The sequence below is a fragment of the Lachnoclostridium sp. An181 genome (assembly GCF_002160325.1).
GTDB lineage: Bacteria > Bacillota > Clostridia > Lachnospirales > Lachnospiraceae > An181.
Genome location: NZ_NFKJ01000010.1, coordinates 37,719 through 61,864 on the forward strand (window position 1 = coordinate 37,719; position 24,146 = coordinate 61,864).

The 24,146-nt window shown below is 44.8% G+C and carries 22 protein-coding genes and 1 riboswitch; of the genes, 4 read left to right on the forward strand and 18 right to left on the reverse strand.

All coding sequences use genetic code 11. From position 1 onward, the window contains the following. Positions 1 to 7: 7 nt before the first annotated feature. From B5F18_RS07675 to B5F18_RS07690, 3 genes are all read right to left on the reverse strand, one after another. Positions 8 to 1,921: a PTS fructose transporter subunit IIABC gene (locus B5F18_RS07675; protein ID WP_087157099.1), complete on the reverse strand. Its 1,914-nt coding sequence runs from the start codon at positions 1,919 to 1,921 to the stop codon at positions 8 to 10. Then, positions 1,896 to 2,840, reverse strand: a complete 945-nt coding sequence (gene pfkB / locus B5F18_RS07680; protein ID WP_087157100.1) for a 1-phosphofructokinase — start codon at positions 2,838 to 2,840, stop codon at positions 1,896 to 1,898. The genes B5F18_RS07675 and pfkB overlap by 26 nt, the downstream gene beginning before the upstream one ends. Before the next feature lie 692 nt (positions 2,841 to 3,532). Beyond that, complete coding sequence (locus B5F18_RS07690) at positions 3,533 to 4,099, reverse strand: flavin reductase family protein (RefSeq protein WP_087157101.1); 567 nt, start codon at positions 4,097 to 4,099, stop codon at positions 3,533 to 3,535. A 111-nt stretch (positions 4,100 to 4,210) separates the two neighbouring features. Between B5F18_RS07690 and B5F18_RS07695 the strand changes: the two genes are divergently transcribed. After that, on the forward strand, positions 4,211 to 4,546 hold the full coding sequence (locus B5F18_RS07695; protein ID WP_087157102.1) for a winged helix-turn-helix transcriptional regulator: 336 nt from the start codon (positions 4,211 to 4,213) through the stop codon (positions 4,544 to 4,546). Positions 4,547 to 4,578: 32 nt separating this feature from the next. Here the strand turns inward: B5F18_RS07695 and B5F18_RS07700 are convergent, their stop codons facing one another. Genes B5F18_RS07700 through B5F18_RS07725 form a run of 6 tightly spaced genes read right to left on the reverse strand, consistent with a single transcriptional unit; the run spans position 4,579 to position 14,680 of the window. Next, a complete protein-coding gene (locus tag B5F18_RS07700) occupies positions 4,579 to 5,901 on the reverse strand; it encodes an ECF transporter S component (RefSeq protein WP_087157103.1) in 1,323 nt (440 codons plus the stop codon). Beyond that, positions 5,874 to 7,559, reverse strand: coding sequence for an ABC transporter ATP-binding protein (locus tag B5F18_RS07705; RefSeq protein ID WP_087157104.1), 1,686 nt, complete (start codon positions 7,557 to 7,559; stop codon positions 5,874 to 5,876). The genes B5F18_RS07700 and B5F18_RS07705 overlap by 28 nt, the downstream gene beginning before the upstream one ends. Then, on the reverse strand, positions 7,532 to 8,425 hold the full coding sequence (locus tag B5F18_RS07710; protein WP_087157105.1) for an energy-coupling factor transporter transmembrane component T: 894 nt from the start codon (positions 8,423 to 8,425) through the stop codon (positions 7,532 to 7,534). The genes B5F18_RS07705 and B5F18_RS07710 overlap by 28 nt, the downstream gene beginning before the upstream one ends. After that, positions 8,425 to 9,195, reverse strand: coding sequence for a DUF4430 domain-containing protein (locus tag B5F18_RS07715; protein ID WP_087157106.1), 771 nt, complete (start codon positions 9,193 to 9,195; stop codon positions 8,425 to 8,427). Before B5F18_RS07715 ends, B5F18_RS07710 begins: the two co-directional genes overlap by 1 nt. Continuing rightward, positions 9,192 to 11,873, reverse strand: coding sequence for a hypothetical protein (locus B5F18_RS07720; RefSeq protein WP_087157107.1), 2,682 nt, complete (start codon positions 11,871 to 11,873; stop codon positions 9,192 to 9,194). The genes B5F18_RS07715 and B5F18_RS07720 overlap by 4 nt, the downstream gene beginning before the upstream one ends. Positions 11,874 to 11,899: 26 nt before the next feature. Next, positions 11,900 to 14,680, reverse strand: a complete 2,781-nt coding sequence (locus B5F18_RS07725; protein WP_162607564.1) for an Ig-like domain-containing protein — start codon at positions 14,678 to 14,680, stop codon at positions 11,900 to 11,902. Between the two features lie 156 nt (positions 14,681 to 14,836). Then, positions 14,837 to 14,955, reverse strand: a riboswitch (cobalamin riboswitch). 203 nt (positions 14,956 to 15,158) lie between these two features. Between B5F18_RS07725 and B5F18_RS07730 the strand changes: the two genes are divergently transcribed. Beyond that, complete coding sequence (locus B5F18_RS07730; protein ID WP_087157109.1) at positions 15,159 to 15,578, forward strand: PPC domain-containing DNA-binding protein; 420 nt, start codon at positions 15,159 to 15,161, stop codon at positions 15,576 to 15,578. A 103-nt stretch (positions 15,579 to 15,681) separates the two neighbouring features. Here the strand turns inward: B5F18_RS07730 and B5F18_RS07735 are convergent, their stop codons facing one another. From B5F18_RS07735 to B5F18_RS07755, 5 genes are read right to left on the reverse strand one after another with little or no spacing between them, the layout of a single operon-like run. Next, positions 15,682 to 17,190 carry an AMP-binding protein gene (locus tag B5F18_RS07735; protein ID WP_087157110.1) on the reverse strand — a complete coding sequence of 503 codons (1,509 nt, stop codon included), beginning with the start codon at positions 17,188 to 17,190 and terminating at the stop codon, positions 15,682 to 15,684. A 21-nt stretch (positions 17,191 to 17,211) separates the two neighbouring features. Beyond that, complete coding sequence (locus tag B5F18_RS07740) at positions 17,212 to 17,439, reverse strand: acyl carrier protein (RefSeq protein WP_087157111.1); 228 nt, start codon at positions 17,437 to 17,439, stop codon at positions 17,212 to 17,214. Between the two features lie 13 nt (positions 17,440 to 17,452). Further along, a complete protein-coding gene (locus B5F18_RS07745; RefSeq protein WP_087157154.1) occupies positions 17,453 to 18,853 on the reverse strand; it encodes a condensation domain-containing protein in 1,401 nt (466 codons plus the stop codon). Between the two features lie 5 nt (positions 18,854 to 18,858). After that, on the reverse strand, positions 18,859 to 19,800 hold the full coding sequence (locus B5F18_RS07750) for an alpha/beta hydrolase (protein WP_087157112.1): 942 nt from the start codon (positions 19,798 to 19,800) through the stop codon (positions 18,859 to 18,861). Between the two features lie 38 nt (positions 19,801 to 19,838). Then, complete coding sequence (locus B5F18_RS07755) at positions 19,839 to 20,165, reverse strand: SCP2 sterol-binding domain-containing protein (RefSeq protein ID WP_087157113.1); 327 nt, start codon at positions 20,163 to 20,165, stop codon at positions 19,839 to 19,841. A gap of 221 nt (positions 20,166 to 20,386) precedes the next feature. Between B5F18_RS07755 and B5F18_RS07760 the strand changes: the two genes are divergently transcribed. Further along, positions 20,387 to 21,001, forward strand: a complete 615-nt coding sequence (locus tag B5F18_RS07760; RefSeq protein WP_087157114.1) for a TetR/AcrR family transcriptional regulator — start codon at positions 20,387 to 20,389, stop codon at positions 20,999 to 21,001. A gap of 104 nt (positions 21,002 to 21,105) precedes the next feature. Further along, positions 21,106 to 21,468, forward strand: a complete 363-nt coding sequence (locus tag B5F18_RS07765) for a hypothetical protein (protein ID WP_087157115.1) — start codon at positions 21,106 to 21,108, stop codon at positions 21,466 to 21,468. A gap of 28 nt (positions 21,469 to 21,496) precedes the next feature. Here the strand turns inward: B5F18_RS07765 and B5F18_RS12415 are convergent, their stop codons facing one another. The 4 genes from B5F18_RS12415 to B5F18_RS07780 all read right to left on the reverse strand — a co-directional run bounded on the left by B5F18_RS12415 (position 21,497) and on the right by B5F18_RS07780 (position 24,129). Continuing rightward, positions 21,497 to 21,664 (reverse strand): hypothetical protein, encoded by a 168-nt coding sequence (locus B5F18_RS12415; RefSeq protein WP_275532817.1) that lies wholly within the window; start codon positions 21,662 to 21,664, stop codon positions 21,497 to 21,499. Continuing rightward, positions 21,657 to 22,265 carry an HD domain-containing protein gene (locus tag B5F18_RS07770; protein WP_087157116.1) on the reverse strand — a complete coding sequence of 203 codons (609 nt, stop codon included), beginning with the start codon at positions 22,263 to 22,265 and terminating at the stop codon, positions 21,657 to 21,659. The genes B5F18_RS12415 and B5F18_RS07770 overlap by 8 nt, the downstream gene beginning before the upstream one ends. A 307-nt stretch (positions 22,266 to 22,572) precedes the next feature. Next, positions 22,573 to 23,022, reverse strand: coding sequence for a MarR family winged helix-turn-helix transcriptional regulator (locus B5F18_RS07775; RefSeq protein WP_087157117.1), 450 nt, complete (start codon positions 23,020 to 23,022; stop codon positions 22,573 to 22,575). A gap of 42 nt (positions 23,023 to 23,064) precedes the next feature. After that, positions 23,065 to 24,129: an NAD(P)H-dependent flavin oxidoreductase gene (locus tag B5F18_RS07780; protein ID WP_087157118.1), complete on the reverse strand. Its 1,065-nt coding sequence runs from the start codon at positions 24,127 to 24,129 to the stop codon at positions 23,065 to 23,067. Positions 24,130 to 24,146: the final 17 nt, after the last annotated feature.

Sequence of the window (24,146 nt, forward strand, 5' to 3'; positions counted from 1 at the left end):
TCCTCCCTTAAACTACTTTTTTCTTTAAGATTCCAAGCAGGACCGCTGACACAACCGTTCCGACTACAAGAGCCAGTAGATACATTACTGCATTTCCAACAACCGGGAATACAAAGATCCCCCCGTGTGGTGCCATCAGCGTACAGTGGAAGGCCATAGATAATGCCCCCGCTGCCGCAGAACCAATGATGCAGGACGGAAGGACGTGAAACGGGTCAGAGGCAGCGAACGGAATCGCACCTTCTGTAATAAATGCCAGCCCCATAATAAAGTTGGTAGGTCCTGTACTTCTCTCCTCTTTTGTAAATTTGTCTTTGAAAAGAAGGGTTGCCAGCGCAATGGCACAAGGAGGGGTCATACCTCCGATCATGACTGCTGCCATAATGTCATAGTTGCCAGCAGCGATCGCCGCTGTTCCGAACACATACGCAGCCTTGTTAAACGGTCCTCCCATATCGATCGCCATCATACCGCCAAGAATCAATCCTAAAAACACTTTACTGGAATCGCCCATTCCTGTCAATGCATGATTTAATCCAGTGTTTATTCCGCCCATCACCGGCTCCACGATAAAGGTCATAAAAAGCCCCATGACAAGAATTCCCACAACCGGATAGATCAAGACCGGCGCAATCTTTTCAAGGGCCTGCGGTAGTTTCTCGCAGAGCTTTCTAAGCCCCAGGATCAGATATCCCGCCACAAATCCTGCCACCAGTGCTCCAAGAAAACCGGATTTACCGCCTGATGCCATCATACCGCCCACAAGCCCCAATGCCAGCGCCGGCCTGTCTCCGATGGCCATGGCTATAAATCCTGCCAGCACCGGAAGCATAAACCCAAATGCAGTATCACCGATATTTTTAAACAGAGCCGCCGCATCGGTAATAGTCCCGAAGTTTGCTCTTTGTTCCGGTGCCAGAGTACTCATGTCCACACACAGACCATCGATCAAAAATGCAATGGCGATCAGTATACCGCCGCCCACTACCAACGGCAGCATATGGGAAACCCCGTTCATCAGCTGAGTATAAATCCTATGCCCCACTCCGGAACCTGACTTGCCTTCTTTTATCTGCGCTGTTTCTTTATTTTCTCCATGATACACAGGGACATCTCCCGAAACCGCTCTCTCCAGCAATTGATCTGCCTTGCTGATCCCGTCTGACACCTGACAGATAATCACCTTTTTGCCGTCAAAACGGTCCATCGGCACCTGTGCGTCCGCAGCCACGATGATGCAGTCGGCCTCCTCGATTTCTTTTGCTGTCAGCACATTTTTGGCCCCTCCGGAACCTCTTGTCTCAATTTTTACAAAACAGTTTTTTGCCTTTGCCGCCTTTTCAATTCCCTCAGCCGCCATATACGTGTGGGCAATCCCGGTAGGACAGGAGGTCACTGCCAGAATCTTTACCTGGCTTTGAACTGCAGAACCTGTATCTGCAAGCCGTTCGTCAATATCCTGTTTCTCATTGTCTGCTTTGTCGACAATCTCCATAAACTCATCCACTGTCTTTGCGTTCCGCAGATTTTGGGCAAATTCCTCATCCATCATCAATACGGACAATTTGCTCAGCACATCAAGGTGAACATTGTCTTTTGTATTCGGAGCCGCGATCAAAAACATCAACGTGACAGGTTTTCCATCCAGAGCGTCAAAGTCCACCCCGTCTTTTATGACCATAGCTGCCAGACCTGGTCTTCGCACTGCATCGCATCTTCCATGAGGAATGGCAATTCCTTCGCCCACTCCTGTGGTGCTCTCCTCCTCTCTTGCATAAACCTGCGCTCTATAGGCCTCTTTGTCTTCAATCTTTCCGCTTTTGACCATCAATTCCACGATCTGATCCAATGCCTCATTTTTGGATTTTGGTGCAGCATCCAGAGAGATACTCCTTTTATCCAGCAAATCCGTAATTCTCATCCTTTTTCTCCTCCTTCATAACCTGTTTATACACACTCATCACCGCATCCTTTGAGGCCAGATATTCGGAAAAAGCACTGGCGCTTCCCGCGGACAGCCCCATATAAAATGCATGTTCATAGTTTTGTTTTTCCATCCATCCTGCAAGAAATCCTGCAACCATGGAGTCTCCTGCCCCTACTCCATTGATCAGCTTTCCTTTCGGAGCCTGGGACATAAAAATCTTTCCGTCTTCTGCAATCAACACTGCCCCCTCACCTGCCATGGAGACAAGCACATTTCTGGCCCCCATCTCCTGCAGTTTTTTCCCATACGGGATTACTTCCTGCCTTGTGTTCAACTTTACGTGAAAAATTTCTCCCAACTCATGGTTGTTTGGTTTAATAAGAAACGGATGGTATTTCAGCACCTTGGTGAGAAGCTCCTTTGTGGCGTCCACCACCACCTGGATTCCTTTTCCCTCCAATACATTCAGTATTTCCTGATAAATATCATCCGGCATGGAAGGAGGAATACTGCCCGCAAGCACCAGGGTGTCCCCCTCCTTTAAGCTATGCAGCCTGCGCATGAGCATCTCCACTTTTTCCTCGCTGATATCCGGTCCGCTCCCGTTGATTTCTGTTCCTTCAATGGACTTTAATTTCACATTGATTCTGGAGATGCCTTTGTCAACAGGAATAAATTCTGCTTTGATCCCTATACTTTTCAGTTGCCGGATAATTTCATCTCCGGTAAATCCTGCCGCAAATCCAAGTGCCGTACTTTCCAGCCCCAGATTTTTCAAGACAATAGATACATTGACTCCTTTGCCGCCCGGATAGATTTTTTCAAAGCTGGTCCGGTTTGTAAGTCCAAGCTGAAAGTCATCCACAGAAACAATATAATCCAGCGAAGGATTAAAGGTAACTGTATAAATCATGTCATTCCCTCCCTGTTCAATTTCTGTTTTTATTATACTTTCAAATTCATTCAAAATCAATCAAATTAATCCACAAATATAGTGAATGATTTTAGTTTAAATTGCATAAATTTGGTTGATTTTGATTTTCTTTTCTCCCTATTATCGTTTATACGCAACGCACTTTTGCAGTTAATTCGAAAAAGGAAATATCCGTCTTTCCTGTGACAAAAAAATACCCTTTTTGAGGGCTATTTTGAACCAATCCGGGCAGTAAACCTGATTAGAACAGTCTTTGATGTCTTTTACTCTCTGCTATCCGTTTGGGCGCCGGAACCTCTCCAACTCCCCCTCCTCCTCATTCATGAGGGGCCCTCCACTTTGCGCGCCGCCTCAATACCACAGAGCGGTAAAATACATTATTGCGGCGTGTGCATCCTGCCCGGAGGGCTTTTATTCTATAGGGGAGTCCAAAGGATTTTCCTATAGAAAAAAAATAAGTGCAGAGGATAAAGCACTAATGATATGCTTTATCTCTTACACTTATATAGTACTAAAAGCACGGATTATTTCGAACCAATGTACAGAACGGCATTTTAGGCTCACCCGCAATCGTATTTGGCTCGGCACAATACTCTTGCTGCAATACCGGATACAGTTTTTTATCAGGCACCGTAACTTTTACTTTGTGTTTTATGCATTTCACCCCAAAATTATTTTTTCAGCTGAAACCCGTCTTTAAACGCCTCACCAACTCTTTCTGCGACTTTATAGTAACCGTGCGTATAAGGATCAAAGGCTATCGCATCAACTTTTGAGATATCAACCTTATCACCATCCATGACCATCTCATCAGCAGTTGTGTTTACGACTTTTCCGATAACACCGCATCCATATTTGCCACCCTGATATTCAATAAATTCACATTCCATGCACAGAGGGAATTCCTGTATAATAGGAGCATCGACATGTTCGGATTTTAAAGCTGTCAATCCACTGTTTGCAAATTTATTAGGTGTTTTATTTCCAGATACCACACCAAAATAATCTGCCTCAATCATGTGTGAAACGTCTGCAATGCTCACAGTAAATGCCTTCCGTTCTTTAATATTCTGAACAGTTTTATGTGTTTCAGTTAAATTCAGGATCACATGGTCTCTTTCCAGCATGGTTCCCCAAGCAGCATTCATCACGTTGACACTGCCATCTTCATTGTAAGTTGCTACCATCAACACAGGCATTGGAAAAATAGCTTCTGTCGTTTTAATATCTTTTCTCATCGTATCAGCCTCCTAATTTTATTGCTTTTCAGTTGAATATATGATATCATGGCACCGAGTAAAATAAAAGTACCCACATAAATGTAAGGTACTTTCTTAGAGGTAAGTGATTTGAGTAAAAAAGATATAGAAAACGCCAATTTTGACGATACTGGTTATAGTTATACGCTCTCTCTTATAGCAGGCAAATATAAACCCATTATTCTGTACTGCTTGATGGAGTATGAACCTGTTCGATTTAATGAAATGCAACGCTATTTAAAAAAGGTATCAGATAAAACCTTGAGCCAGAACTTAAAAGAATTGGAAACCGACAATTTAATTATCCGCAAGGTATATCCACAAATCCCGCCTAAAGTTGAGTATTCCCTTTCTGAGAAAGGTCACTCTCTTATGGCAGTATTAGACCAGTTATGCATATGGGGCATGGAACATCGCAATCAGTAAGCGATTATTGTGTATCGTTTGTCTTAAATTGTCTACGGCTCGGCCAAGCCATACTTCTTCCTGACACGCTCCAGTTTTCTAAGTATTGGCTCCAGGAGAAGAAACAAAAAGACCACTGTACAGGCTGCGTGGATGAGGTTAAACGGAAATCCACTGATGTAATAGGCCAGAAATACTTCTTTTGAAAACTTTGGAGAGCTCATGAATACGGACTGCGTATCCATGAGCCCCCCATAGATAAACAGTACAGATACTCCTCCATAGATACAAGTCCAAAGCCGGAACAGTTTCCCTCTTCCCCTCTTTCTTGCAAAGATCAGTCCTGCCAGAAATCCAATGATGCCAAAAGCGAACATCTGCCAGGGCGTCCACGGCCCTTGACCAAAGAAAAAGTTGGAGACAAATCCGGTCAGCACTCCCGTAAGAAATCCAGCCTCAGCTCCCAGAGCAATCCCGGTTATAATGATGATAGCTGCGGACGGTTTAAATTGCGGCAGCATAAAAAATGCAAGGCGGGCACTGACCGCCAAAGCGGACATCACCGCAATCACTACGATTTCCCTTGCCTGCGGTCTTCTCCCCTCAAATATCATGCAAAACGGGACCATGGCAAGCTCAATGATACAAAGTGCAATAAAATCTTCATTCCTGTCATTCAGAAAAAAGATACCAACAAAAAGCGTGAACGGAATAGCCAAAAGAATGAGGGCGGCCGCCACTTTTGTCCTGCGGGAAAGTCCCTTATCCGGCTTTTGGCTCCTTGCCAAAAGCTCATACCCCTTTTCCTCTCTCTTGGTATCTAAAAGTTTTCCGGCAAAAAGACCCATCACGATCGATAGCACAAACACTGCCCATGGATATGCGGTTGCCTGTATATTGCTTTGGATCGTCAGTGTAAAAAAATCCGTACTCCTTCCCATCTGTCCATTTAAAAGATGATTCATCCACACGATTTCTGCGAAAATGGCCATCGACTGCACAGCAAAGCCGCCAAATACCACTCTTACAAATCCGGCCGACTTCTTTTTCTTCCGGTAGGCCAGACACGCAGCCGCAATGGCAAAAACAGTCACCACTACGGCTGATATGCACAAGATGTCTGCGCTCCAGGAAAGTCTGCTTATCTGGCCTTTGGAAAACAGTGTCATGGGAATTCCTCTTGGATCGTCCGCGCCCGCCTGAAGGGTTTGGATCATCTTCTCGAAATTCCAGATGGTATATGCTGTATCTGCTCCCGTGTATTTCAGTTTTGGGAGAGAGAACCATGGCAGAAATTGCACCGCAGCCGCAAAGATTGCTGTGAGGATGGGCAGCATTGCCCTTGTGTCTATTCCTGCCGCCTGTTTTTCCTGCATGTTTCAATCACATCCTTCACTGTCACTGCCTCCGGAAAAAGGTGTCTTGCCATCCGGCTGGCAGCTGTCGTATAAAAACTGTTTCCTGCAAAAAATTCTTTTGTCTTTTCTGCCGCCACAATGTTTCCGTCAAAAAACAGGGCACAGGTGTCTGCATAGGACGCACAAAATTCAACGTCGTGGGAAACCATCAAAATCGTCACCCCTCTGCTTTTTAACCGATCAAAAATAGCAGCTAGTTTTTGTTTATAAAACCCATCCAGTCCTTTTGTCGGTTCATCCAACAATAAAATTTCAGGTTCCAAAAGAAGGACTTTTGCCAGGGCGGCCCGCTGCCCTTCCCCTCCGCTCAGATCATAAGGATGCATCTTAAGAAGATGGGCAATTTCCGTATCTTCCACCACCATGCGCATACGTTTCAGAAATTCTTCTTTTCCAACAAACGGCAGTCCTTCCTTCATCTCCCACAGATCTTCTTCCAATGTGTTCCCAACAAAAAGTGTCTGCGGATTTTGGGGCAGCATGCCAAGAAAATGCCAGAACTTCTCCTTATCCTTTATTTTTCGGATATCCTTTTCACACAGAAAAATTTTCCCGCGGTACGCACGCTTTAATCCTGCCAGGAGCGATAATGTCGTTGTCTTTCCGGTTCCGTTTCCCCCAAGCATACAGTACAGCTCGCCTCTTCGCACCTGCATGGACAAATCTTTTACCACATCCGGAAGATTTTTATCGTACCGGAACCATACTTCCTTTGCCTCGACTGCAAAAGGTCCTTGTTTCTTTTTGAAAAGCCTTCCTCTGTCCTCTTTTTTGGTTCTTTCTTCTTTTTCAGGTTCAAAATATGTGTCAAGCCAAGTGCGTCCTTGCCTCACCGTCAGAGGACACTCTCCTGTCTGTCCGGTCCCATTGTATATTTTCACCGGACTTGGCATTGCGTGGAACAGATCATGACCAGCCAGTTTTTTCCCCACTTCTCTTGGCGTTCCAACACAAAGCTGCTTTCCGTTTTCCAGGGCAAGCACTTTATCTGCCATTGGAAATACTTCTTCCAGGCGGTGCTCCACGATCACGATCGTTGTCCCAAGCTCTGTATTGATCTTTTTTATGGTAGCCAAAAATTCCCCGGCTGCAATCGGGTCCAGCTGGGAAGTAGGCTCATCCAGGATCAGCACCTTTGGCTGCATGGCCATAATGGAAGCCAGGTTCAAAAGCTGTTTTTGTCCGCCTGAGAGCTCCTCCACATTTTTGGAAAACCAATTCTGAATGCCAAAATAATTGGCCATCTCCGCGACCCGAAGGCGGATACGTTTTTTTTCGTATCCCATATTTTCCAGGCCAAATGCCAATTCATGCCATACCTTATCTGTCACGATCTGGTTATCCGGACTTTGCATGACATATCCAATTTCTCCTGCCTGCACTCTCGCAGAGACTTCTCCTAACTCCTGACCCAAATACAAAATTTGTCCGTTTCGCTTGCCATATGGGACAAGCGTACTTTTCAAGTGCCGGATCAACGTGCTTTTCCCACACCCTGATTTCCCAAGGATGACCACAAACTCGCCCTTCTCAATCACAAGATTGATATCATTTAATGCGTCAAATTTGGTTTCCGGGTACCGGAATGTTAAATTTTTGATTTCAAATAATGCCATTTTATATCCTCCACAATATTCACCGCAAGAGGCAGGAAACAGAACAGCCCGTACACACAGTATGCCAAATGGGCCAGAGCCGTATGTTCATTCAGAACCAGGATCGGGTAATAATAAACAAAAATCTTTTTAAAAATGAGAATGACGGCAAGGAAAATCCCTGCCGCTGCCATTCCCGCAAACATCATTTTATCTCTGGAGTCAAATCTGTAGACAGAAAATTGTGTACGTCCCCGAAGTCCATATCCTCTTGCCTTCATGGAATCCGCTGTCTCCACGGAATTTTCCAGCGCCCATGTGACCATGATCGAAAGAATCTTCATCCCCTTTTTCAGCCTTGCAGGCAGTTTCCCGTTCGATACATCTCTCCCGATACATTTCTGCGCATCGGAAACTTTGTGGATCTGAGCTGAAAATTTTGGCACAAACCGAAGGACCATTGCCAAAAGCAAGGACAGCGCCGGGATGAGCTTTCCAAAAAGATAGATAAATTTATCGGAAGTCATCACACATTGATAACAGGAACACCAGGCAAGCACGCTGACGATCATCACTCCTGCAGCCAGACCGTAAAGGATGGATTCCAGGGTGATTGGATTCCCGGATTTCAGATAGAAAAGCAGCGTCATCCCCTTGTGGTTGAAAAGCGGATTGACGATGGATGAGAGCAAAAAGATTGGCACGAAAAAACAGATCATTGTCCTCAGCGCTTTTTTCCCCTTTAAGTACACATAGTATGCAAATCCACTTGTCATGGAAATCCCCAAAAATACAGGGTGCATGACAAACATCGAAAGCCCCGCCACAAGTATAAAATATGTAAAATTGATCACTGGGTGGTAAGTGGAAAATGTGTCGTTCCTCATCAGTTTCTTCCTACGTCCCTTCCGCCATCGCAAGTATACTGCCACTCTACCACATCGCCGTCTTTTAATAGATATCTGCTGCACCCGTAATTCGGATACCAGCCATTGACTTTGTAGAGCCATCCGGAGTATCTTCCGGCGTCAAATTCATACAGATTGTTGATTCCCTCAACATACGCACTGTTGTATTTTGGCGTGAAAGAGGATTCCATATGGATCCTCTTTTTCTGTGTCTCTCTTTTGAGCACATCAAACACACTCTCTCCTTCATAAAACTTCACTTTCTTTTTTGCATAGATGACACCGTCATCCGGCACCAGCATTTGCTTTTCCTGTGGGAGCGCATCCATATGATCCAAAAGTACGCTGCAGGAAATCGTAAGATAGCAGGTGTATTCCTTTTCCTTATTGATCTCCACTTCATCCGGCTCTACAGGATTTGGTTTCCCCTCCGGAACAGACTCTGTCTGATACTGATCTTCCTTCGTGTCTGCGCCGTCACTGTAGGTGACATAAGGATTTTCTTCCCCAGTGCTTTTGGAGCCGTCCTTTTTGTCCTGATACTTGGAATAGTCAACCTCGTCTTGCCGGGCATCGGATACATCAAAATAGTCCTCTTCCTGATTTGCATCGGGTTCCTGTTTGGTGCTCTGCTCTTTTACATCTTCTGTTTTCTTTTGCACCCCGCCGTCCAGTTTCTGCGTCTGGCAGCCTCCAAGCACAAACAAAAACACCATACCTATCAGAATCATCTTCATTATCTTTTTCATGATCTATTCCGCCTCTTTCCAAATACAAACAGCAAAATTCCGCCAAGAATACCAATGCCGGCCGCGCCCGATACGATTCCCCATGCATATGGGTTTTCCTTATCACTTTTTAAATTCGGAACCACAGATGCCTTCTCTATCGTTTCCGTCCCGGATATCTCGTTTTGCTGTTCTTTTAGGGAACCTGTCTTTGACCGTTTCGCAATAAAATAGTCTCCGCCTTTTGCGATAATAAATTTCGTCTTCTTGTCTTTTATTTCCACTTTCTGGATATATTCTGCCTGCATCTTTTCGTCGTCATAATAAAACAACAGATACTCTCCATCTTCTTTGTCCACTTGGACCTCCACAAGCGTTTCTCCTGGAAACTCTCCTTCCTGTTCAAACTGCAAAAGGACAAAGTCTTCCGTCAGTTTTGCAACTTCCTCCTTGTGTTCACTGTCAAAAGAAAGGCCTGTTTGAAAATCTTTTGGAGTCTTGATATCCGCGCCATGAAACGTAAAGCTGTATTCTTTTCCGTCCTCCATTTTGCAGACAGCCTTATAATTTTCGTCTTTCCCTTTTATCTTGTCGAACTCTTCTTTTTTTATGACATTCCCTGTCACTGTCAGTTCTTTCGTTTTTCCCTCTTTGTCCGCATCAAAAGAGTGGATGCGCTGTACCTGCACTGGTGCCTTTGGCTGTTCTTTTTTTGTTTCTCCCATTTGGTATACCGCAAAAGACGGGTTGGCAGATGCCTCTACACTTTCCCTTGGTACAAGCTGGAAGTCTCCTCCGGCTTTAGTGGAAAAACGTACGATTCCTCCCTTTATCTCCACCATTTCCATCGCTTTCATGACATTGGTATCCAAATTTCTCCGGTACACATAATACGTCCCATCCAAAAGGTCCGTATGAATGGCAAGTGTGACCTCTGACGGAAGTGCACCTTCCTGATCCATGGAAAAGGCAAACTTGGCTCCTTCCATCATCACTGCGACTTTATTCCCGGATGTGATACCAGCTTTCATATCCGCCTTATTTTCCACTTTCTTTCCATGGATCGAGATTGTGTAGGAATATTCCCCTTCGATCACGCCGTGATACCAAAATGTATCGCCGGTTGTGGCAATGTTTTCAAAAACTTCCTTTGGGAGCATTCCTTTTTGAATACTTCCGATGATCGACACTGCCCGGAAAAGATCTTGTCTGTATGTCACATATTTTCTGTCTTTGTCGTCCAGACTATCATACCTCTTTTTCAGGCTTTCTATCATGACCTTTTCTGTCAGGTCGATCTTTAGCGGATCGATCCTGCTCCAAATATCTTCGTCCAGTTTTTTTATTGTCCGCTCCAGATCCTCTGTCTGTTTTTTGAAATCTTCTAATTTTTTTCTTATATCTTCCGGGTTCTTGAGCGAGCTCTGACGCTTTAGTTCCCTTAACAAAAATTCGATTTCCTCTTTGTCATCCATGTGAACTTGGGACGGCAGTGCAGCTACCCTTCTTAAAAATTCTTCTTCTGTGATGGCAGGCTTCTGCGTCCTCTCTACATCGCTCATATCATACAGCCAATTCTCTCCTGTGATAAAACGGTAATAGGCAGTGAGCGCGCACATCCCCTGCTCCGTGGCCATCGCATCTGCTCCTTCGGAGTGCACATGCTCAAACGCACCTTCTCCAAGATAATAGCTCATCATTCCATCCAGCACTGTATGGCCATTTTTGACAAACCTGCCATCTTCCACGGAAATGCCAAGCGCCGTCATGGCGATGAGTACCTGTGCATCGCTCTCAATGCTGCCATAACTGCCGTCTTCGTTTTGCATGGCAGACAATTGAAGGAGAACCTGGTCTACTGTTTCCACGACTTCCGGGTGTTCACCGTCATAATAATTTGCCAGAGCCTGCAGTGCCATTCCTGTCATGTCAGCCTCGGCCCCGCTGCTCTCCCAAAGTCCATGTTCATTTCTTCCATCCAGAATAGCTCTGATCAGATTTTCTCTTGTGGACTGTGTATAGCTCTTCTTTTCGCTTTCATCCAACTTTGGAATTTCATAATCCCCGCAGTCCAGAGCGATCAGCGCCCAGATTGGCCCATTTACGCCCTGGAAACACACCTTTTCCAGCCTTGCAAGCCAAGATAGAAGATCATAGCCGGATGCATCGCGTACATCTTCCCCAAGGGCTGTGAGAGCCAAGACAACTCTGGAGTATTCCGTATATTTATTTGTGGACAATACGCCGTGTTTTTCTTCAATATAATCGTACAGATTGTTCAAATATTTCTGTTTGAATGTCTCTGTAATGGTGCCGTACCTTGTCAGGCCCAAAACGGCCCATTCCCCTCCTGTGGAAGAGCATACCGGATTCTCCACAGTGGAGAGGATATAGGCGGATATCTGATCCAGATACTCTTTTGCCATGGCAGCGCTCATGGCCTGCCTTTCCCCGTATTTTCCCAAGGACTCCTCCCCTTCCTCTATGGAAGGTTCCCTCGTGCCTGTCACGGTTTCCAAGTCAGAAAGATCACTGGTCCCTGTTACACCTTCTGCACTTGGAATGTCTTTTGTCCCTGTAATGACCTGACTGTTGGCAGACTCATCCTTGGCACTGACAGATAACACTGAAAATAGATTTCCTGCTGCGAGCAGCACTCCCAATGTCAGGGCTGCTGCTCTTTGATTTCTTTTTTTCATCATTTCCCCCTACAATCAAAAAAGATTTACAGCGCTTTTCTTCTTTTTGACAACACCGTCAAAAGCGCGGCTCCTGCCATCAAAATAAACAACATCGCCTGACTTTCATCCCCGGTTTTTATGGATGACATTGTTTTGTTTTTTGTCTGTGTCTGTTTGGTCACACTTGCATCGCCCTTTGTAACAGGAGTTCTCTCATCCGTTCCTGAAGGCTGTTTTATCGTCTGTGCATCCACGACAACCGCGAAACTTCCCAGTTTATCTGTTGTCACACTAAGAATGCCGTTCTCTACTTTTCCGTAGAGCTTTTCTACCTTTCCATCCGCCCATCGAAGTACCTCAAGCTCCATTCCGTTATACTTTTCATCCACCTGAAACGTCAGTGTTACAGGCGCTGTAAGCGTTACCTCTTTTCCATGATCCAGCAATTGATATTCATAAAGACTTACCAACGCCTGTGTAGAAGGGATTTCCCTCTGCATTGCTTTTACCGCCGCATCCGTCACTTTCAAAGGAGAAACCTGAAGGTCCATCCCTTCCCTGATGTCCTCTCCTTTGATGGATGCACCGTACTCTTTATTGACGACTGTTTTGTTTCCTTCTTCCTTCCACTGCACATCCGTTTTCAATTTGTCCATTTGTGTCTTGGCATTTTCTACAATGCTGTTTATTTCTTCTTCCGATACTGCACCTGCAATCTTTTTGGATGCATCTTCAATGATCACTTTTAACTGTTCTTTTTCTGCCTGTCTGTAATCATCTGCATGTTTGTAATCATTGATTTCTTTTAATGCTGTATCTTTCGCATTTTCAAGCGCTGTATTCTTCACCTGGATCTTGCAGGATGCGAAAAATGCTCCATCTTCTGTTGTCACAGTGATCACAGTCTCCCCTGCAATTCTTCCTGCGCTTACAAATCCGTTTGCATCCACAGTGGCAACGTTTTCATTGCTGCTCGTCCAGATGAGATTTTTGTTCGTTGCATTTTCCGGGAAAATGGATGCATTCAGCTTAAGACTTTCTCCCACTTCCACAACCGCGCTGTCTTTGTCGAGTACAACTCCTGTTACATCCACTTTCAAAGGGGGAATGATCTTTACGCCACAGTTATAGATATTGTAAGGTTTTCCTGTCTCTTTCATATTCACATAAGAGATCAAGGCCATGTAGCCCTGTTCCGTGGCCATGGCATTTTCCGAACTATTGGACAACATCCATTTGAATCCGTCCTGTGTATCCACCACAAAGGTCAAAAGGCTGTCCATTGCGCTCACACCGTCTTTGATCAACCTTGGATCCTCATGGGAATCAATGCCAAGTGCATGGAACGCTGCCATCACAATCGCAAGACTGTTAGAATTTGCACTTCTTCCACCAAATGTTCCGTTTTCCTGATATGCATTTGCCAATACAGATACCGCTTGATCGACTGCTGCTTTGACAGCCTGATAGGTTTCCTGTTCGATTCCGGCTTCCTCTGCGCTGGATGCAGTATAGTACGGAGCCAGTGCATGCAGAGCCATCCCCGTCATATCCGGGTCATATTTTGATCCGTAGAACGCCCATCCTCCGTCTTCTTTGCGCTTGTCAAGGATCAGACGGATAAGACCGTCCCTTGTGTTGATTTCCTGTTCCTTTGGAATCTCATATGCCCCGCTGTCATAAGCATTCAGCGCAAAAATCAGGGAATTGACCGCAATGCTCTGTGTTTCTTCATTGTAAACAGAGTTGAACACCTGAGCCATTTTTTCTATAGCATCAAATGTATGATCCCCGTCCGGTACAGCCCTTGCATTCACCCCAAGAGCGCTGACTGCCATAATATATTTTTCTATATCCGTGGCAAGCGGGGAATCTTGTTTAAAAATTCCAAGCGCTGACTGCAAAAATTCTTCTTTTGACGTCAGGGCATCTCTGTTGTTGTCTCCGCACGCATCAATGATTCCCCATGGACTCAATGTTCCCACATACTTTTGTGCGATCTTGGACTTTACTGTCTGGATCAGTTCTTCTGTATCCGGTTTTGCCGCGTCCTCAAGCGCCTTTTTTAAAGTTTCGGCAGCCTTCTGTGTCACGTTTGAATCATTTTCTGTGTTGGAAATCACTTCCACTGCTTTCTCATAAGCTGCCATGACCTGTTGATTTGCGCTTAAAACTTCCCAATTATCTTTTGTCTGCGCGATCAGGGCTGTCAGTTCATCCCTGTCCACAACCGGCAGATATTCCCCATATCCCCCATTGTCGATACCTAAGTCAGCGCCAAAACCATATGCGGAAAACTGCAGTCTGAGAACACTTCCGTCCGTCAGCCCATTTTGTGGAGTCAGATCGCTAAGCCCATATCCTGCCCTTACATTGTCAATCGTGTACAGCCATCCGGACGCGAATGTGTAGTCAAACTCTCCCAGATTGTCTGACTCTCTTGGATTGTCCGGTGTCACCCCATCGTCTTCCATTACTTTTTTTATGGTGTTATTGAATATGGCAGTTCTGTCCCCGTTTGTATCTTTGATGGAACTTAAATAGAATCCGCTCTCAATCTTTCCGGTATAACTTGCCTCTAATCCGTTCGCCTCCAACACCTGCATGAGCAGTCCTGCTCCGTTGGTATCCTCATAAAACGGCACGATCATGGGCTCTGCCATATATCCCTGTCCGATTGAAAATTTTTCCACACTGACCACCACATGGCCAAGCGGTGTTTTTTCTGCATTTGCATTGACAGTCACTGTCATCACACCGATCACCATGACAAACATCAGCAGGAATACGCTCATTTGTCTTAACATTTTTTTTGCTGCTCTCATAGTCTCCTCTTTTCCTTTCTTTTTCTTTCGCCATCTTCCGGCATTGATCTGCATCTCTTATAACAGTTTTTTCCTGTCATAACCGAAAAAAAGGTACAAAAAATAGACATCCGCTTTATGCCTCCGGATACTCTTTTTTGTGCGTCCCAGATACTTGTGTCCTGACTCAAGTGCAAACCTACTCGCCGCCCTTCCCGGGATCTTCCCAGTGGTTTTACGGCTTTCGTCCTCATTACAGTAGGGATAAAGCTGTGCCGGGATCTAACCGGACTTCCTGTATGCAGATGCATACGTTTGTATCTGTACAGCTATTGATTTTTCGTTTTCATATGCGCTATCAGTCTACCTGTTCTTCCTTTATTTGTCAATGTTTTTTCACTGCGGTCAACCTTGCGAAAGGATATGATTTGACACACCTCTTTTCCGCGCCTATAATATAGCCAGAATACTTATACAACCTGGGATTGGAGTAATAAATATGGAATACAGAAAATTCAAAGACACCATCATCGCCAGAATCGACAAAGGCGAAGAAATTTTAGATTCATTAAAAGAAATCGCCCTCAAAGAGAAGATAAGACTCGCCGATATCAGCGCCCTTGGCGCAGTAAGAGAATTCACGGTCGGTGTATTTAAAACCGAGGAAAAACAGTACCACGCCAATGAATTCTTTGGTGATTTTGAGATTGTCTCCCTGACCGGAACCATCACGTCCATGAACGGCGAATTCTATTCCCATGTGCACATGAGCGCTGGAAATGAAAAGGGGGAAGTGTTCGGAGGCCATTTAAACCGGGCAGTTGTAAGCGCCACCTGCGAAATGGTGATTCGCATCATTGACGGGGAAGTAGACCGATGTTTTGATGAACATGTTGGACTTAATCTATTGAAATTTTAACACGTAAAAACCAGCTGTATTATAGGTCTTTTTCCACATATAAAATCAAAAGATGATGGGAAATCCACAAAAATTTCCACATCATCTTTTTACCTTCTCATAGTTAATATCTTTTTATTTTCTTTGACGGCGTCTTATCAAACTCCGTGTCCCTTACTTTCAAACCGTAAATCCTTTTATGAGCAGGCACCCCCCTGTTATAGTCGTCGATCAAATCCTGGAGCGTCTGATTTACATCCTTTATCTTTTTCTTTTTTACATACTCATAATCCGGATAAATCTCTGCCTCAATGACTCCTAAATTTTCCCTTACAAGAACTTCCTGCACAATCCTTGCCTCGGAAAGCTTGTTCTCCAGCTCTTCCGGAGATACATTTTCTCCGTTCTTTGTGATGATCAGGTTTTTCTTCCTTCCTGTAAGGAACAGAAAGCCGTCCTCATCCACATATCCCAGATCCCCGGTTTTAAGCCAGCCGTCCTCAAGTGTCTCCTCCGTCTCCTTTGGCATCTTGTAATATCCTTGCATGACGCTGCTGCCTCTCACCCATATTTCTTCATCCACGATCTTTGCCTCACAGTTTGGCATCAGCCTTCCCACGGATTTCTTTTTGATATTCCAGCTTACATTGTTGCTGATGACCGGAGAACACTCCGTCATCCCATATCCCTGGAGAATCGTGATGCCATACTCTGCAAACATGTCAATGTACGCAGGATTTAAATAAGCCCCTCCGCTGCAGATGGTATGGAACTGCTTTCCAAAGATCATATTCTTCACCAGTTTTTTCGGCAGCCCGGACACATCCTCCATCTTCTTTGCCAATGTCTCGATCATGAGGGGAACCATCAATATCATCTCCGGTTTGAAAAGTTTCATATTTTTTGCCACGCGCATCAAAGAGTCATTGACACAGATTACGGCGCCCAGTGAGATCCCTTTTAAAATATCCATGCTAAGACAATAGGCATGATGAATCGGAAGTACGGAAAGAAGTACTGTTCGCTTAGGAATTTTCATATCCAGGCACGTCGCATTCTGTGCCATATTCTTTTGCGTCAGCATCACTCCTTTGCTTTTTCCGGTGGTGCCGGAAGTAAACATAATAGTACAAAGATTGTCCGGCTTTGGCCAGAAGTCGTGTTTCCCTTTATTCTCACGGACAAGCTGCCAGAATGAAAAGGACTTCTCATCTCCCGTCTCTTTTTGCATGGAAATCATATATTTCAGTTTCGGGCACTTCTCTTTTGCGAGTGCGGCCACATCTCCCCGCACTTCATCCACCACAAGCGTTGTCACATCTGCCCTGTCCAAAAGCTCGCACGCCTCCTCTGCAGGCAGCGACACATCCAGAGGAACTGCAACGCTGCCACCGTTCACAATGCCGAAATATGCGCACAGCCAAGTGTAGGATGTCATTCCGATTATGGCAATATGACTGCCTTGCTCTTCAAGACTTTCCAGTGAACGCGAAAAACTTTCACTGTCTCTTCTAAGTTCTGAATAGCTTTTGGCCTCAATCTCATTTTTCCCCACTTTGTAGCGCACTGCATCTTCCTGTCCAAATTCTTCCTCTGTGCGTACTAAAATCTCACGAATCGTACTGCAAACCATCTTTAATTCCCTTTCTCTGCACTATGCAGTCAATTTTTCCAGGTAATCCACAGCCTCCTGCACCGTGCGGATATCCACGGCCATGCCCTGTTCGATTTCAATGTCAAATTCTTCCTCAATTTCTCCAAGCATGCTCATAAAGTCAAAGGATGTAAATCCAAGATCTTCCATAAACCTGGATTCCGGATGAATATTTTCCGGCTCCACATCCACATATTCACACATGATATTTACTAATTTTTCGTACATCTTTCCTCTCTCCTTAAACTAATTTGATGATATCACCGACTGTCAGATCCGGATTCTCCACACCTTTGAACATAATCCTGCAAAGGTAATAATATAAGTACTCCAGCTCCTCCCTGGACACTGCTTTTTTCTGATGTTCAAAGCTGAAATCCAGACCATTGTCATCCGGTCTGTGCATCACGGTAAGGTACATTCCTTGTGTCGTAGCTCCATTGGGATACCATTTGGTTTTATAGCGGATATCTCCCAGTTTATCCAGCCCCTTCTCCTTGAGTGTCAACGGCTGATAAGTCAGGGACATCGGCTCGTATGTACGCCCGTTTTCCTGCGGATAAACTTTGCCACGGTGTGCAAAATACGCAACCGGATCATAGTTGGCATGACGAAACATCTCGTTTTGTTTCTCACGGATCTCATAGACCCCATCCAAAAAAGTTCTGTCCTCGGAAATAATGGTGCGGAACGGGAAGGAATGGATCCTTGTCCCTCCGCACTTTTTTTCCTTGAGTGTGGCGCGCCTTGCAATGGTTGAGTTGATGGACACATCATCGTTTCCGTTCATCTTCTGGAAATAGGTACGCAGCCCCATCATCAGAAGACAGACAAGGGATACGTGATATTTCTCACAAAACTCCATCAACCGTTTTGTAGGCTCCTCCTCCAGATGGAAGATGTCAAGCGCAGAGTCCACAGAGTCGGACACATCCACCGCTGCCCGAAGATTTGGATTTTTCGTCTCTTTTCTTGCATCCAGAAGGCGTTTTGGACCGCGCAGGCCATTGTAGATCGGCTCGGAAGATTCAATGATCTTCTCAAAAAATTTCGTATCCTTTTCCTGTGCCTTGCTTCCTGCCTCATAGGCAAGGTCTTTTTTCAACTGTTCAATGTAGGAGCTCATATCCTTTGGATAAGGTACGCCCTCATACATCTCATTGCAGTAGAGCTCAATGATGTCCTTCATAAAGCAGATCAAAGACTGTGCGTCCATGGTCTTGTGGTCCACGAGAAGATAAATTCCGTTGAATCCATCCGGTGTGTGGATCATCACGATCCGGTTCATCGGAGAATCCTCAAGTTTGAACGGTACCTGTGTCCACCCTCGCATGATCTCCTCTGCCTCCTCCATTGTTTTTCCAGAAAAATCAACGTACTCAATATCCCTTTCCTCTTTGTCCACCACATACTGATAACAAGTTCCTTCCTTGTCAAGCGCAAAGCGCAGACGCATGGATTCGCATCTTTCATAAGCTTTATAGATGGATTTTTTCAGCACATCCCAGTCAAGCTCCACCTGGATCGTCAAGCTCGTTCCAATGTTCACCACCTCTTTTTTCGGGCAGTAGTTCTGGTAAAAGAAGTGAAATTTCTGGGCAGCAGTGAGCGGATATACCGGATATCCTTTTCTTTTCCTCATCATTTTTAAATCCCTCCTATAAATGAATCCAGAGCCTCCTCATAGGCCTTTGTGTCCTTATAATAACTCTCGGCATGAGCAGCATCTTTTACGATCAGTTTCTTCTTCACAGGCGCCGCACAGTTTTCGTAGATACGCTCGCACATACTGCACGGCACAAACGTATCCTTATCCCCATGTATCAGCAATATCGGAACCTGAGCCTTTTTTACCTCCCTTGCTGCATTGCACTCATCCAGCCCATACCCTGCCCTTTCTTTATTTACTTTATCCGCAATCTGTATCATCGGAAATGCAGGAATGTGATACATTGTTTTCAGCACATGGCTGAACACTTCTTTCGGGGAGGTAAATCCACAGTCCGAGATAATCCCTTTCACCTGCACAGGAAGATTTAATCCGCTTGCCATGAGCACAGTGGCACCTCCCATGGAAATTCCATGGAGAAAAATCTCGCAGTCCTCACCGATTTTTTCAATGGCCCATCTGATCCACCTTTGCGCATCTTTTCTGTCCAGACATCCAAATCCGATGTACACTCCATCGCTCTTCCCATGCGCCCGCTCGTCCACGAGCAGCATCCTGAAACCTCTTTTGAGGTAATATTCGGACAGCCCGATGTAATCACTCATCCCTTCACTTGTATACCCGTGAAAACAAATGACAATCTTGCGTCCTTCTCTGCCTTTAAAATATGTACTGTGAAGTCGAAGTCCATCATGAGAACGAATATATACATCCTCATGGGGTTGTTCCAACATCCATTCTTTTTTCTTCTCAATCAAGGGGAAATACTGCGCCCAGTCCGTGCCGGCCATTTTGATGGTACGGTCTGTCTTTGCATTTCCCCGTTTCATGGTGCGCCTGTAAAAGTAGGCGGACGCTCCAAGTTCTGCCGCTGCCAAAATTCCCGCCCCTTTCAGGGCACATCCTAATAACTTTCCCATAGCCCCTCCATTTCTGTTCCCTGGACACGATCTGTTTGTTATTTGGTTCCAAGAAATGATTTTAACTTCAGCGCTTTATCAATGTTTCCTTCCACTTTCAGTTTTCCAAGAGTAACCGCCAAAATTGGATCCAGTTTTCCTGACGCAATCTTTTCCAGCGTCTGCGCAGAGCAGATAAAAATCGCATCCCTGTCAAAATACTCATACGGCTCCACATAAAGTTTCCCAGCCTTTACTTCCACATAGAAAATCCCCTCAGCCTCGCCGGTGATCTGAAACTGGTATGCCAAATGTTCATGGATATTGCTCACATCCACATCCATAAGTTTTGATTTTACTTGTGCAAACATTTCTGCGTATGTCATTTCAAAATCCTCCAATTATTTTCGACCGTCAGTCAACAGTCTTTTATTAAAGGCTATCATTTTTTCGACCAGTGGTCAACACGAATACTTAATGAAAAATGGGATAAATTCCCTTTTCATTTTCGTGAATTTTCCCGTCTGTTTTCTACCGTTTTCCTATGTTATACTGAAGTGTAATTCGTTGGAAAAATTTATACATCATTTAGAAGAAGGCGGTAACCATGGCAAAGCAACTGAAATACGAAAAGATCCTGGATGCTCTTGAGCACCTCCTGGTAAGCAAAAACATACAAAGCATATCTGTCAGCGAAATCGCGCAGACTGCCGGTATCGGAAAAGGAAGTATCTACTATTATTTTCCTTCCAAAGATGCCATTCTTGAGGCTTTGATAGAGCGGAATTATGAAAAACCTTTAAACACTGCAAGAAACCTGGCATCCCAATCAGATATTTCTCCTTTTACAAGAATGGCAATGCTCTTTCAAGCATGTCGGACCTCCTCCGCGGAGTTTTTAAGATCTGAAAATACCTCATCGCTTTCAAGCGCACAAGAAAAGTCATTTATCCATTCCAGATATCTCAATCACCTGATCTGTGCTCTGAAACCGGAATTATCCGAAATCATCCGTCAGGGCATTGCTGCAGGCCAGATACATTTCGACAATCCGGATGCGCTATCTGAGATTGTACTCATCGTCCTCTCCGTAAAGCTGGACAATACACTCGTCCCGTCCACAAAAGACGAGATCGAAAATACCATCATGGGACTGGTCTCCCTTTTGGAAAAGGGCACAGAAAACCCTTCCGGCTCCTTGAATTTTCTCACCACACTCTAAAGAGTTTTTACAAAGAATGTCAAATATTTACATTTTTCCTTGTTCATTTCGTTTGTAAAGGTGTATAATAATAGATAATGTATGGATAAAGGAGCGCTGACTGAATGGATGAAATTGTTACCCTTGGATTTTTGGCTGTTATATTTTTGATTTTTACAGTCATCTTTTTTCAAAGCAACGGCAAAAAACTGGTAAGCCAGGTTCCTTCCAAAAAAGGAAAAAAATTCAGCCCCAGAGGAGTCTGCCTAAGTCTTGGCTGGATGTTTTTATTTTTGACTCTGGCCACTGTAGGTCTTGCAGTCATTTTTTATTACGGTTCTTATCTTGGCAGGTTACAGGGGCGTATTTTTGCACTTGCCCAAGGAGTCTGCTGGATTTTGATGGTCATATATGTCATTGCAACCATTATATTTATCATGACAGAATGTAGATACAGCATAAAAAAAGATACTGAGGGATGGTCTTAATCCCTGTCAGTATCTTTCTTTTTTGCCTTTATTGTTCTAACTGTTTGATATAAGCCGCTGCATTGACAGCTGCCACTGCACCGTCGGACACTGCGGTCGCTGCCTGGCGCACCTGCTTGGCACAGACATCTCCGGCCGCATACACAGAAACGCTGATCCAGGCCGGTCCGGCACCGGTAATACAAACATCAAACATATTGGTTATCCTGCACATTTCCTTTCTCGATATTCTGCTGTACAAGTTCCTGCATCTTTTCCCAGATTACCGTGGATCCATTGCCCGTCTTTTCATTTCTTCTGTATATCTGGCTTTTTTTCACACCATGTTCCCTCCAGCTCTTGCCATCCGATGCATCGTTCAAAAACAAAGGCTGGCAATTGTCCATCACATGGGCAAACTTTGCCTCGGGAGTTTCCCATGCCTCAAATTCTTCCCAAAGATCTCTGAAATATTCTCCCTGGTCTTTTGGAAGCATTCCAAACAATCTCTTTGCAGCTGCAACCTCCCGCTCCCTTTTTGTCTTCTCTCCCTCCCGGTCATATGCATACGTATCCCCGGCGTCGATCTCCACCAGATCATGGATCAAAAGCATTGTGACAACATGAAGAATATCCACCTCTTCATTTGCATACTCCTTTAGAAGAATGGCCATCAGAGCTATATGCCAGGAATGCTCTGCATCGTTTTCCTTTCTCTCCCCGTCCGCCAGATAAGTCTGGCGGAAAATCTGTTTCACTTTGTCAATCTCCAAAATAAAAGAAAGCTGCTTTTCCAGCCTCTCCTCTCTTTTCTCCATTTGTGATCCCTTCTTTCTTTATGCTTAAAGATACACCTCTTTTTTTTGCCATGCAATAACAAAGTATACTTTTTTATATCGAAGTAACAAAGTGGGCAAGCCCACTTCAACTCCCCCTTCCCCTCATTCATGAGGGGCCCTCCGCTTTGCGCGCCGCCGCAATACCGCAGAGCGGTAAAATACCTTATTGCGGCGTGTGCATCCTGCCCGGAGGGCCTTTATTCTATGGGTGAGGCATAAGCACTTTCCTATAGAATAAAAAAGCTGCAGAAAATCCTGTTTTTCACACAGCATTTCCCACAGTTTTTTATTGTTCTGTATGCCCATAATTTCTAAAAAAATCTCTCAGTCCGTCAAGCATTTTCAAAAGTACCGGAATCTCTTCCTCACTCAGCTCTTTGATGACTGCCTCTGTCATCTGGCGGTGAAACTCCTGATGGTGCCTATATGCCCGCTCTCCTTTTTTCGTAAGTTTTACGTTCACAACTCTCCTGTCAAGCTCGCTTCTTTGCCTTACCACATACTTTTTGTTGACAAGGCTGTTCATGGCAGTCGTGAGAGAACCAACTGTAATGTTAAGCTTTTTAGCGATCGCCGACATATTATTTCCCTCGCCAAGGCCCACTGCTTCTATCACATGCATATCATTATTGCTGATATCTTTAAATTCTTCCGTAATGATCGCGGCTTCTTCCTTTTTCAAAATTTCATTAAACAGATTTACAAGAATATCATTAATCGTATCATATGTGTTCAAAGCAGTTTCTCCTTCTTTATATTTTTCTAATCCATCCAAGGCTTAAGCTGATCCCAAAAGGGATTCTATGACTTCTCTGACAGTTTCTATTCTTTCCGCTTTATACGCATCTGCACCGCAAAAAAGCAGAGCTTCCGAAACCTCTCCTTTTGCCGCATGAATAAGCGCATCCGTGATGCAGTATGGAATTTCGGCCGGATTGCAGTGTTTCAGGCACTGGTGGCATCCATGGGGAATCTTTTCTCCCCTCATCACCTTTTCCATAAAAGCATTTTTGATGGCTCTTCCCGGCATTCCCACCGGACTTTTTACAATAATAATGTCTTCTTTTTTGGCATGTATATACGTTTCTTTGTAGCGGATATCGGCATCGCATTCCTCTGTGGTCACAAATCTTGTAGCCACCTGCACAGCATCTGCTCCAAGGGCAAATGCTTCTCTTACTTTCCCTTTGTCAGAAATCCCGCCCGCAAGGACGACCGGAATCTCTTTTTCGTACTTTTCTTCAAACTCCCTCACTGTGCATATAATCTTTTTCACTTCTTCCTCATACGCCCCCGGCTCTTCATAGGAGACAAGCTGCTCGTTTGAAAATCCAAGATGCCCTCCCGCATGAGGTCCTTCGATCACAAGCAGATCCGGAATCCTGTGGTACTTTCTGTCCCAAAATTTCAGGATTACCTTTGCAGATTTCTCTGTGGAAACGATCGGGGCAATCGCAGTCTCTCCTCCTTCAGCATAAGAAGGGAGCTCTGTCGGAAGCCCTGCCCCTGACACAATGATGTCCGCTCCCTCTTCCACCGCCTTTCTTACGTACCTTTCATAATCCTTTGTGGCAACCATGATGTTAAATCCCACAATTCCGTCACCTGCAATCTTTCTCGCCTTTTTCAGCTCTTTCCCCATGGCGCGCAAGTTTGCTTCTATCGGATTTGTATCAAAATCAGGCTCAAGAAATCCAATCTGAGCGGTGGATATCAGACCCACTCCGCCCTCTTTTGCAACAGTTCCGGCAAGACGGCCAAGACTTACCCCAACGCCCATTCCGCCCTGGATCAGCGGAAGACGTGCCGTCTTGTCTCCAATTTTCAACGCTCTTTTTTCCATTTTATTCCCTTACTTAA

Coding starts and splice junctions, on each gene's coding strand:
- B5F18_RS07675 (WP_087157099.1), bottom strand. CDS start 1,921: ATGAGAATTACGGATTTGCTGGATAAAAGGAGTATCTCTCTGGATGCT.
- pfkB (WP_087157100.1), bottom strand. CDS start 2,840: ATGATTTATACAGTTACCTTTAATCCTTCGCTGGATTATATTGTTTCT.
- B5F18_RS07690 (WP_087157101.1), bottom strand. CDS start 4,099: ATGAGAAAAGATATTAAAACGACAGAAGCTATTTTTCCAATGCCTGTG.
- B5F18_RS07700 (WP_087157103.1), bottom strand. CDS start 5,901: ATGCAGGAAAAACAGGCGGCAGGAATAGACACAAGGGCAATGCTGCCC.
- B5F18_RS07705 (WP_087157104.1), bottom strand. CDS start 7,559: ATGGCATTATTTGAAATCAAAAATTTAACATTCCGGTACCCGGAAACC.
- B5F18_RS07710 (WP_087157105.1), bottom strand. CDS start 8,425: ATGAGGAACGACACATTTTCCACTTACCACCCAGTGATCAATTTTACA.
- B5F18_RS07715 (WP_087157106.1), bottom strand. CDS start 9,195: ATGAAAAAGATAATGAAGATGATTCTGATAGGTATGGTGTTTTTGTTT.
- B5F18_RS07720 (WP_087157107.1), bottom strand. CDS start 11,873: ATGAAAAAAAGAAATCAAAGAGCAGCAGCCCTGACATTGGGAGTGCTG.
- B5F18_RS07725 (WP_162607564.1), bottom strand. CDS start 14,680: ATGAGAGCAGCAAAAAAAATGTTAAGACAAATGAGCGTATTCCTGCTG.
- B5F18_RS07730 (WP_087157109.1), top strand. CDS start 15,159: ATGGAATACAGAAAATTCAAAGACACCATCATCGCCAGAATCGACAAA.
- B5F18_RS07735 (WP_087157110.1), bottom strand. CDS start 17,190: ATGGTTTGCAGTACGATTCGTGAGATTTTAGTACGCACAGAGGAAGAA.
- B5F18_RS07740 (WP_087157111.1), bottom strand. CDS start 17,439: ATGTACGAAAAATTAGTAAATATCATGTGTGAATATGTGGATGTGGAG.
- B5F18_RS07745 (WP_087157154.1), bottom strand. CDS start 18,853: ATGAGGAAAAGAAAAGGATATCCGGTATATCCGCTCACTGCTGCCCAG.
- B5F18_RS07750 (WP_087157112.1), bottom strand. CDS start 19,800: ATGGGAAAGTTATTAGGATGTGCCCTGAAAGGGGCGGGAATTTTGGCA.
- B5F18_RS07755 (WP_087157113.1), bottom strand. CDS start 20,165: ATGACATACGCAGAAATGTTTGCACAAGTAAAATCAAAACTTATGGAT.
- B5F18_RS07760 (WP_087157114.1), top strand. CDS start 20,387: ATGGCAAAGCAACTGAAATACGAAAAGATCCTGGATGCTCTTGAGCAC.
- B5F18_RS07765 (WP_087157115.1), top strand. CDS start 21,106: ATGGATGAAATTGTTACCCTTGGATTTTTGGCTGTTATATTTTTGATT.
- B5F18_RS12415 (WP_275532817.1), bottom strand. CDS start 21,664: ATGTTTGATGTTTGTATTACCGGTGCCGGACCGGCCTGGATCAGCGTT.
- B5F18_RS07770 (WP_087157116.1), bottom strand. CDS start 22,265: ATGGAGAAAAGAGAGGAGAGGCTGGAAAAGCAGCTTTCTTTTATTTTG.
- B5F18_RS07780 (WP_087157118.1), bottom strand. CDS start 24,129: ATGGAAAAAAGAGCGTTGAAAATTGGAGACAAGACGGCACGTCTTCCG.